The sequence below is a fragment of the Devosia sp. genome (assembly GCF_034675085.1).
Lineage (GTDB): Bacteria > Pseudomonadota > Alphaproteobacteria > Rhizobiales > Devosiaceae > Devosia.
Map to the genome: position 1 here is coordinate 1 of NZ_JAUCDN010000119.1, position 9393 is coordinate 9393.

Genomic DNA, 9393 nt, shown 5'->3' on the forward strand with positions numbered 1-9393 from the left:
CCGCGCCAAGAACGTGATCCTGTTCGTCGCCGACGGCATGGGCGTCGGCACCAACTATGCCATCCGCCTGTTTGCCGGCCAGATGGAAGGCAAGCTGGGCGAAGAGCACGTACTGCCCTATGAGGCCTTCCCCAACACCGCGCTGATCAAGACCTATAACATCAACGCCCAGACGCCGGACTCCGCCCCCACTGCCGGTGCCATGAACACCGGCGTCAAGCAGGTCTTCAACACCATCAACCTCAATGAAAACGGCCGCTACGACAATTGTGCCAGCGAAGAGGGCAACAAGCTGACCCTGTTCTCCGAGATCGTTGCCGGATCGGGCAAGTCGATCGGCGTGGTCTCGACCGCCCGTGCCACCCACGCCACCCCGGCCGCCGTCTATGCCAAGACCGCCAACCGCAACTGGGAAGCCGGCGCGCCGCAAGGCTGCACCGATATTGCCGTCCAGGCCATCGAGCAGATGGAAGCCGGCGTGGTGGACGTGCTGCTGGCCGGTGGCGCCCGCAATTTCATCCCCTCCACCGCCCAGACCCCCTTCGGCGGCAAGTCCAGCCGCCAGGATGATCTCGATCTCGTCGCACGCGCCCAGGCGGCTGGAGCCCGGTTCGTCACCGACAGGTCCGGTCTCGAAGCGGTCGAGGCCGGTTCGCCGCTGCTCGGTCTCTTCACCGACAGCGACATGAACTACGAAACAGAACGCCCGGAAACGGAGCCTTCGGTCGCCGACATGACCGTGGCCGCCATCAAGGCGCTGCAGGGCAATGAGAACGGCTTCTATCTCATGGTGGAAGGCGGTCGCGTCGACCATGCCAACCATGCCGGCAACGCCAACCGCGCCTTCATGGACGGCGTCGCCTTCGCCCAGGCCGTTGCCCTGGCCGATGAAATGACCAATGACGCGGACACCCTCATCATCGTTACCGCTGACCACGAGCACGCCATTGCCTTCAACGGCTATTGCGGCCGCGGCACCCCGATCACCGGCCTGTGCATGGGCATCAACGGCGACGGCATCGAGCACACCAGCGAGCCCGAACTGGCCGACGATGGCAAGCCCTATTCAGTCGTCGGCTATCTCAACGGCGCCGGCTCGGTGATGACCCGCCAGGCCGATGGCTCCTATTTCGGCACTCGCCCGGCCGTGACACAGGAAGAAGCCACCGATGTGGACTATCTCCAGCAGGCGCTGATCCCCATGGGTTCGGAAACCCATTCGGGCGAAGACGTCGCCGCCTGGGCCAAGGGTCCCTGGGCACACCTGCTCACCGGCACCCAGGAGCAGAACTATATCTTCCACGTGATGAACCACGCCGTTTCGGCCGAATAAGCCGCAACCGCCCGTCCGGGAGGGGTCGGCACATGCCGGGCCCCTCCAGCTTTCCTTATCTTCCGGGAGTGACTGTCATGCACCGCCGCACCTTTCTGGCGCTGTCCGCCACGGCCTCGGCCGGCCTTGCACTCGGTCCGATGCCAGCAATGGGCCAGGAGCCCGTCCGCATGCGCGAACTCTACAATCCCGATGGCTCCTTTTCCCCCTACGCACTGGATCGGGATGGCGGGCCGGTGCTGCTCGAAGGCTATATGGCGCCCCCCCTCAAGGCTGAATCCACCTTTTTCGTCCTGACCAAGATCCCGATGTCGATTTGTCCCTTTTGCGAGAGCGAAGCCGAATGGCCGCGCGACATCGTCTCCATTTATGCAAGAGACGTCATTTCGGTCACGCCCTTCAACGTGCCGATACTGGTCGAGGGCACGCTCCGACTCGGCACCTATACCGATGAGCAACTGGGCTTCGTCTCCCGTGTCCGCGTCATCGACGCCGCGCATCGGAGAGCCTAGGTGCTGGACCTGCTCGGGCTCGAGCATCGTTTCAGCGGGCAGTCGGCCGGCGCGCAGCCGGCGCTCGACATCGCTTCTCTGACTATCACCCCCGGACGACTGACGGTAATCCGCGGCCCCTCGGGCTCAGGCAAGACGACCCTGCTTTATGTACTGAGCGGCCTGATCAAGCCTAGTGCGGGCCAGGTGCGCTGGAGCGGACTCGACATTGCCGCCCTGGGAGAAACCGAGCGCGACCGCTGGCGCCGCCGCAATGCCGGCTTCGTATTTCAGAGCTTCAACCTGATGGAGGAGCTGAACCCCTTGGGCAATGTGACGCTGGCCGCCTATTTTTCAGCCTGGACCGACAGAACGGTACGCAAGCGCGCCATCGCCCTGCTCGAGCGCTTCGGCATAGCCAACGAGCCCCGCCGGGTCGACACTTATTCCCAGGGCGAACAACAACGCGTCGCCCTGGCGCGGGCACTGGTTTTCGATCCGCCGATCCTGTTTGCCGACGAGCCTACGGCAAGCCTCGATGCCGGCAATTCCATCCAGCTCTGCGATGATTTCAAACGCCTGGCCAGCGAGGGGCGCGCCATCGTTGCCGTATCGCACGATCCCCTGCTGATTGCGGCCGCCGATAGTGTCGTCGCGCTCGACCATGGGCGCATTGGGGATGGGAAAACGCTGTCATGAATCCGTTCCCCGTCGTCCTCTCGCTGCTCAACCGCAATCGCCTCACGCTAGCCTTCTTTGTCATGCTCATCACGTTTGCGGTGGGTCTGGGTATCGCCATCACCACCCAGGAGCGGGCGGTGCGCCAGGGCAGTGCCCGGGCAGCGGACAAATTCGACCTGGTCGTCGGCTCGCCCGGCAGCCCCTTCGACCTCGTGCTGGCCTCGGTCTTCGCGCGTCCCGCCGCCATGGGCCTGGTAGACGGAGATACCCTGGTCCGCCTCATGGCAGAGGAGAGCGTCAATTTCGCCGCACCCATCGCCTTTGGCGACAGCGCCAACGGCTTTCCGATCATGGGAACGACTGCGCAATTCGTGGGCCACCTCTCCGGCGAACTGAGCGAGGGTCGGATGTTCGCGGCCCCAGCTGAAGCCGTGCTGGGCGCCAATGTACCCATGCGGCTAGGCGAACGCCTCTACGCCGCCCATGACGGTTTCGATTTGGCCGAAATGCTGCATGAAGACACCGTCGAGGTGGTCGGGCGGATGACGCGAACCCATTCGGCCTGGGACAATGTCGTCGTCGTTCCGGTCGAGCAGGTCTGGATCAACCACGGCCTGCCATCGGGACACGCCGAGGGCGAGGACCGCATCGGTCCCCCTTTCCTGGCCGAGGCCCTACCGGGGGTTCCTGCCGTCGTCGTCAAGCCCGCCACCGTTCCCGCGGCCTATGGCCTGCGCAATGCCTATCGCACCGATCGAACCCAGGCGATCTTTCCGGCTGAAATCCTGGTTCAGCTTTACGCGCTGCTTGGCGACGCCAGGGCGATCATGAGCTTTCTCGCCCTTGCCACGCAGATCCTGGTGGTTGCCGCCATCCTTTCGGGCGTGGTCATCATCCTGCAACTCTATCGCTCACGCTTTGCCATATTGCGCGCGCTGGGCGCCACCTCCGGCTATATCTTTCTGGTCGCCTGGAGCTATGTGACGCTGCTGATCCTCATAGGCGCACTTCTGGGCCTCGCGCTAGGCGCGGGCGCTTCCTGGGCCGTCAGCGGGTATCTCGAAGCCCAGAGCGGCATCGCCATTCCCGTAACCATAGGCTGGCCGGAAATACAGTTGATACTGATGCTGATCGGTGCCGGGGCCATCCTCGCCCTGCTACCAGCCATCGCTATCTACCGCCAGCCAATGGTGGACTGCCTGCGATAGGTTGGGCCATCGGCGACACCCTCATCTTGCGGATCAGCCTCCAATTGCAAGGCTTTTCAAAAGGAAGTTGTGCACGGCCTCCACGACATCGGGCGCCTCAAATTCCGGCGTGGCATGGCCGGCATTTTCAACCAGCCGCAGTGTGACCCTGCCGGCACCGGCAATTGCAGTAATGCGACCAGCCAGCCTTACGGATTGCTGGACGGGCACGATGGGGTCGGCCGGTGCATGCGCCAGGAAAAAGGGCGGACAGCTGGTCGTCACCCAGGTTTCGGGATTGGCGGCAATGACCCGGGCCGGGTGATCCGCCGGCTTCCCGCCCAGCAGTCTTGCCTCGGGGCTGTCCGGCAGTCCGTGGTCCGGCGTACCGGCACCAGTAGCGACAAGGTGAGGATCCATATCGTCAAGCTGCGTCGGCCCATAGAAGCTGACCACGGCCCCGACCGTGCTGGACTGATCGGCATTGCCCATATGGGGGTCTTCCATGATCGACACATCGTTGGTCATGCCGGCGAGCGAGACGAGATGTCCCCCTGCCGAAAGTCCCCAGAGGCAATAGCGCGAATTATCCAGCTCATACTCAGCGGCCTTCGCCCTGAGAAAGCGGATGGCAGCCTTGACGTCGAAGACCGGTGCGGGGAAGATCGCTTCCGATGAGAGACGATAGTTCACCGAGGCGACGGCGAAGCCCCGGTTGATGAAGCTCAAGGCAGAATTGAGCTGCACATCGCGCTTGTCGCACATCATCCAGGCGCCGCCATGGACGAAAATGATGAGCGGCCAGCCGCCTGAGGGCGCTTGCCTCTCCGGCAAATACAGATCGAGCTTTTGAAACGTGCTTTGATCGGCATAGGCGAGGTCGAGAAATTTCGTCTCGATATGGCCAGTCTCGGCAAAGGGCAGCACATAGATGCCGTTGGGACCATTGGGTGAATTCGGATCGGCCATCTAGGCGGCTTTCTTCTTGCGAGGCATGTTCTGATAGGTGTCGAAGCTGACCGCTGCGAGCAGCACGGCCCCTTTGACGATATATTGGGCATAAGTGTTGACGCCGATGAGCTGCATGCCGTTGCTCAGCACGCCCAGGATGAGGACGCCAGTCACCAGGCCCAGCATCCGGCCCTCGCCCCCCTTGAAGCTGATACCGCCGAGCACTGCCGCGGTGATCGCGGTGAACTCGGTGCCGGGGCCGGTAGAGGATGCCGCCGAGCCGGAGCGCGCGAACAGCACCGTGGCAGCGATGGCGACGAACACCCCGCATAGCGCATAGACGACGATCTTGACCCGGTTGACGGGAATACCGGTGAGATAGGCGGCCTCCTCATTGCCGCCGATGGCATAGATCATGCGGCCCAGGGCGGTGAAGTTGAGAATGAAGGAGGCAATGGCGACGCATACGATCATGAGGATGACCGACACGGGTAGCCAGCCCTCGATATAGCCCTGGCCGATGAACTTGTAGCTGGGCGGCAGGTTGATGATCGCCTGCTGGTTGGAGATGATGTAGCTGGCGCCCTGGAAGATCGTCATGGTGCCCAAGGTGACGATCAGCGAATGCACCTTGAGGGTGATGGAGGCAAATCCGTTGATAACGCCCATCAGCAGGCCACAGCCGATCCCCACCGCGATGGATGGCGCCACCGGTACGTTGAGCCAGTTCATGAATACAGCGGTAACCACGCCCACCACCGACATCTGGAAGCCGATGGACAGATCGATGCCCCCCGAGATCATCACGAAGGACAGGCCTACGGCGGCGATGATGATATAGGCGTTCTGGACGAGGATATTGGTGAGGTTCTGCACCGTGAAGAAATAGGGCGACAGGAACGAGAACAACGCCACCATCGCCACGAGCACAAGCGGAATGACGAATTGCTGGATGGGGAAACGCCGGACGGCGGAAGGGGCAAGGGCGGGCGCGGTCATGCGGCTGTACCTTCGGATAGGCCGGAAGCCAGTTCGAGCACGCGCTCCTGGCTTGCCTCGGCAATGGGGATGAGACCGGCCATTTGGCCGTTATGCAGAACCATGATGCGGTCCGACATGCCCAGGAGTTCCTCCATGTCGGAGGTGATCATGAGAATGGCGATGCCCCTGGCCGTGAGTTCGGCCATGAGCCGATAGACTTCTGCGCGGGCGCCCACATCGACGCCGCGGGTGGGTTCATCGAAAATGATGACCCTGGCCTCGGCTGCCAGCGTCTTGGCAATAACCACTTTCTGCTGGTTTCCGCCGGACAGGTTCTTCACCTTCTGCTCGATGCTGGGCGTCTTGATCTGCAATTGCTCGCGGAAATCCTCCGCCAGGCGCCGTTCGGCCCTGGCGTCGACCACCATGCCACGCCGGATGCGATCCAGCGCGGCAATGGCGATGTTCCAGCCGATCGGGCGTTCGAGGAAGCACCCCTCTTCCTTGCGGTTCTCGGGCACGAGGCCAATGCCGGCGCGCAGGGCCTGACGCGGAGATCGGGCGTTTATCTTCTGCCCGAAGATGAGAATGTCTCCACCATCCCGGCGAGCAGCACCATAAATGACCTTGGCCAGCTCGGTACGGCCCGCCCCGACCAGACCGGCAACTCCCAGTATCTCGCCTTTTGCGAGGGTAAAGGAGATGGGCGCATTGCCATTCCCTGAAAGCTCCCGCAGCTCAAGTGCATTTTCTTCCAAGGGGGCGGGGCGTTGGGGGTAGGAATTGGTGAGCTCGCGCCCGACCATCAGGCGAATGAGCTTGGCGCGGTCGGTCTGGCTCGTTTCCAGAGTTTCGATATGCCGGCCGTCGCGCAACACGCTGATCCGGTCGCAAATGGCAAAAATCTCGTCGAGCCGGTGCGAGACATAGAGGATGCAGGTTCCGGCCTCCCGCGCACGGCGGATGATACCGAAAAGGGCTTCGACCTCTGCAAGCGACAAGGGGGCGGTCGGCTCATCCATGATGAGGATGCGTGGACGCTTGGCCACGGCCTTGGCGATCTCGACCAGTTGCTGCTGGGAGGATGGCAGATTGCGCACCAGCGTCGCCGGATCGATAGATACGCCCAACTCATCCAGCAGGATTTTTGCATCGCGGCGCATGCCGGCGTGGTCGACGCGCCAGCCGGTGGATTGGCCCATAAAGATGTTCTCGGCCACCGAAAGGGTCGGGACCAGGTTGAATTCCTGATAGATCACCTCGACGCCAAGAGCCCGCGAGTGATGCGGCGTCATCTCCGTAAAGCTTTGGCCGGCGATGGTGAGCGTGCCCTGGTCGGGCGTTACGGCGCCGGCGATGATCTTGATGAGCGTGGACTTGCCGGCGCCGTTTTCCCCGACGATGGCATGGACTTCACCGGCATTGAAGCGCAGCGAGACCTCATTGAGGGCAACGACGCCCGGATAGGTCTTGGTTATGCTCGCGAGCTGGAGGAGAGGCGCCGAGGCGCCTCCCGAGAAGGTTTCGCCTGCCATGGATCAGCCCTGCGGACCGGCCTTGGCGATGGCATCCTTGATCCAGTTGCCGTAAGGCGTTTGCCCTTCGGTCAGCGCCTTGATCACCCGGAAGGTGGCGATCGGCAAATCGACCGGCTCGCCATTAAGAACGGGACCAACAATCTGGATGGTGCCGCGGAACACCGCATTGTTGGCGGCCGAGGCATCGATGGTCTCCTGCACGGGGGGCGACCAGTCGCCGGAGAACAGGCCGAAGCGGGCCTTGTCCACCTGGCCCTGACCCATGATATACTCATTGACGCCCATGGCCGTGTCGGCGTTGTAGGTCAGCACGACATCGGTATCGGGGTTTTGCAGTAGCAGGGTTTCCATCACCGAAGTGCCGCTGGCGGTGGATCTGGCTTCGGTAGGCGAAACCACGATATTGGCCTTGCCCCAGGCCTCCAGCTTATCCCGCATGCCGTCGCTGCGGTTCTTGGCGTCGACGGTGTCGGTTGCCGGAATGATGACCACCTTGGGCGCATTCGCGCCTTCGGGAAGGCCCGCTTCCGTTCCATCGGTGGAGAACGTCTTGACCATCCAGTCGATCGCCATTTCAGCGATCTGCTCGCCGCAGTTATACTGGTCGATATTCATCATCACGTCGTAGACGCCGGTGTCGGTGCCCTGCACCAGGATCTTGACGCCCTGGGCCTGCGCTCGCGCGATGATGTCCTGCACGTTGTTGGGGTCGACCGGCATGATGTCGATGACCTTCACGCCCATGGCGATGAAGTTCTCGATCTGCTCCATCTGGCGCACGGGGCTGTTGGCGGCATCGGCGATTTCAAGGCGCAGTCCGTCGGCCTCGGCCTGCTTCTTGACCTCGCTGGTCAACCAGCCAAGGAACGGATTGGTCGTGTCGGGAACGGCAAAGCCGATATCTACCCCGGCTTGGGCCAGGGCAATGCCCGGCGAAATCATGCTCAGGGCAAAAAGGCCGCCCGTACCCATCACAAATTGACGTCTCTTCAAATCAACCTCCCTGGCCCGCATGCGGCGGGTGCAAACTGACAATGACGAAGGAGCGCAGGCTGTGGGCAAGACACAGGCCCCATACCGCGAATTCCTCCCTTCCAGACGATGCCAGGCCTTGGTTATGCGCTGTGGCTCTGACATTCTTCTGGACAATGATCGATATTCGATCCATTTGGATCGTTATTTAGAAGGAAGCGGCGCGTCAAGCGCCTATTTGAACCATATGGATCAAATGAACAAAGCATCGGGCAGGGCTGGGCGCAGCGAGGCGCTGGTGCTGCAAATTCTGCGCGAGCAGGGATCGGCCAGCATCGCGGAGCTGGCGCGGCTCTCGGGCCTCGGCAAGGCGACGGTTTCCCGCATCGTGGCCGCGCTGCGGGCACGCGACGTCATCGAGGAAACGGGCGAGGCGTTCCGGTCTGCCAATACCGGCCGGTCAGGCAAGGCGCTGCGCATACGGCCCGATACGGGGCTCTATCTCGGGCTCGCGATCGGGCCGGGCTTCATTCACAGCGTGCTTGTCGACGCCGCCAAGCGGGTGGTCGATTATCAGCAGGAAGAATTGGCGATGGACCGGCAATTGCAGACCATCCTCGATGCCCTAGATCTTATCGTGGCCCGAGTGATGGCGGATAACGACACGGACCCGTCACGTATCCTGGGCACTGGCGTCGCCATCGGCGCACCCATCGATCCGCATACGGCAAGAGTGGGACCATCAAGCCTCGTGCCGGAAACTCTCAATGCGCCGCTCGCCGAAATCCTCAGCCAACGCCTCGGCATGCCGGTGCGCTGCGACAATGAATCGAACTGCTCGGCCCTCGCCGAGGTTTTGTGGGGCGACATGCCCAAAACGGGCACCTACGCTTATATCAAGTTCGACCACGGCCTGGGTGGGGCAATCGTCTCGGATGGTCAGGTTCGTTCGGGGCGGCGCGGCATGGCGGGAGAATTCGGCCATATCTGCTATGATCGGGAGGGCGCCTTCTGCAGATGCGGCAAGCGGGGCTGTTTCGAGCAGTATCTGTCGATCTCCGCGCTTCTGGCCCGGGCCGCACCGATTTATGGCCCCATGAGCTTCCAGCAATTCCGCGAGCGCCTGTCGAAAGGCGATCATGCATTCCGCCAGGTGGTGGGCGAGGCTGGCTCCATTGCCGGGGAGCTTCTGGTTCTCATCGGGCAGACCATCGATCCCGAGGCCTTCGTCCTGGGCGGCGATCTCACGCTTCTTGGTG

The 9393-nt window shown here is 62.4% G+C and carries 9 protein-coding genes; 5 read left to right on the forward strand and 4 right to left on the reverse strand.

Going from position 1 to position 9393, the window contains the following annotated elements; translation table 11 throughout:
- From VDP82_RS09250 to VDP82_RS09265, 4 genes are all read left to right on the forward strand, one after another.
- A partial coding sequence (locus VDP82_RS09250; protein WP_323014561.1) for an alkaline phosphatase occupies window positions 1-1333 on the forward strand: 1333 nt, incomplete at its 5' end.
- A 77-nt stretch (window positions 1334-1410) separates the two neighbouring features.
- Window positions 1411-1845 (forward strand): hypothetical protein, encoded by a 435-nt coding sequence (locus tag VDP82_RS09255; RefSeq protein ID WP_323014562.1) that lies wholly within the window; start codon window positions 1411-1413, stop codon window positions 1843-1845.
- A complete protein-coding gene (locus tag VDP82_RS09260; protein ID WP_323014563.1) occupies window positions 1846-2523 on the forward strand; it encodes an ABC transporter ATP-binding protein in 678 nt (225 codons plus the stop codon). It begins immediately after the preceding gene.
- Window positions 2520-3713 carry an FtsX-like permease family protein gene (locus VDP82_RS09265; protein WP_323014564.1) on the forward strand — a complete coding sequence of 398 codons (1194 nt, stop codon included), beginning with the start codon at window positions 2520-2522 and terminating at the stop codon, window positions 3711-3713. Before VDP82_RS09260 ends, VDP82_RS09265 begins: the two co-directional genes overlap by 4 nt.
- A gap of 33 nt (window positions 3714-3746) precedes the next feature.
- Here VDP82_RS09265 and VDP82_RS09270 read toward each other — a convergent pair whose 3' ends face one another.
- The 4 genes from VDP82_RS09270 to VDP82_RS09285 are packed head-to-tail and all read right to left on the reverse strand — an operon-like array spanning window position 3747 to window position 8134.
- Window positions 3747-4661 carry an alpha/beta hydrolase gene (locus VDP82_RS09270; protein WP_323014565.1) on the reverse strand — a complete coding sequence of 305 codons (915 nt, stop codon included), beginning with the start codon at window positions 4659-4661 and terminating at the stop codon, window positions 3747-3749.
- The gene (locus VDP82_RS09275) at window positions 4662-5642 is read right to left on the reverse strand and encodes an ABC transporter permease (protein ID WP_323014566.1); all 981 of its coding nucleotides are present in this window, start codon (window positions 5640-5642) and stop codon (window positions 4662-4664) included.
- Window positions 5639-7159: a sugar ABC transporter ATP-binding protein gene (locus VDP82_RS09280; RefSeq protein ID WP_323014567.1), complete on the reverse strand. Its 1521-nt coding sequence runs from the start codon at window positions 7157-7159 to the stop codon at window positions 5639-5641. The genes VDP82_RS09275 and VDP82_RS09280 overlap by 4 nt, the downstream gene beginning before the upstream one ends.
- 3 nt (window positions 7160-7162) lie before the next feature.
- On the reverse strand, window positions 7163-8134 hold the full coding sequence (locus VDP82_RS09285; protein WP_323014568.1) for a sugar ABC transporter substrate-binding protein: 972 nt from the start codon (window positions 8132-8134) through the stop codon (window positions 7163-7165).
- Window positions 8135-8390: 256 nt separating this feature from the next.
- On the opposite strand from VDP82_RS09285, the gene VDP82_RS09290 reads away from it, so the two are divergent.
- Window positions 8391-9393: ROK family transcriptional regulator (locus tag VDP82_RS09290; protein WP_323014569.1), on the forward strand; the 1003-nt coding region annotated here is incomplete at its 3' end.

Coding starts and splice junctions, on each gene's coding strand:
- VDP82_RS09275 (WP_323014566.1), bottom strand. CDS start 5,642: ATGACCGCGCCCGCCCTTGCCCCTTCCGCCGTCCGGCGTTTCCCCATC.
- VDP82_RS09285 (WP_323014568.1), bottom strand. CDS start 8,134: ATGGGTACGGGCGGCCTTTTTGCCCTGAGCATGATTTCGCCGGGCATT.
- VDP82_RS09270 (WP_323014565.1), bottom strand. CDS start 4,661: ATGGCCGATCCGAATTCACCCAATGGTCCCAACGGCATCTATGTGCTG.
- VDP82_RS09280 (WP_323014567.1), bottom strand. CDS start 7,159: ATGGCAGGCGAAACCTTCTCGGGAGGCGCCTCGGCGCCTCTCCTCCAG.
- VDP82_RS09255 (WP_323014562.1), top strand. CDS start 1,411: ATGCACCGCCGCACCTTTCTGGCGCTGTCCGCCACGGCCTCGGCCGGC.
- VDP82_RS09265 (WP_323014564.1), top strand. CDS start 2,520: ATGAATCCGTTCCCCGTCGTCCTCTCGCTGCTCAACCGCAATCGCCTC.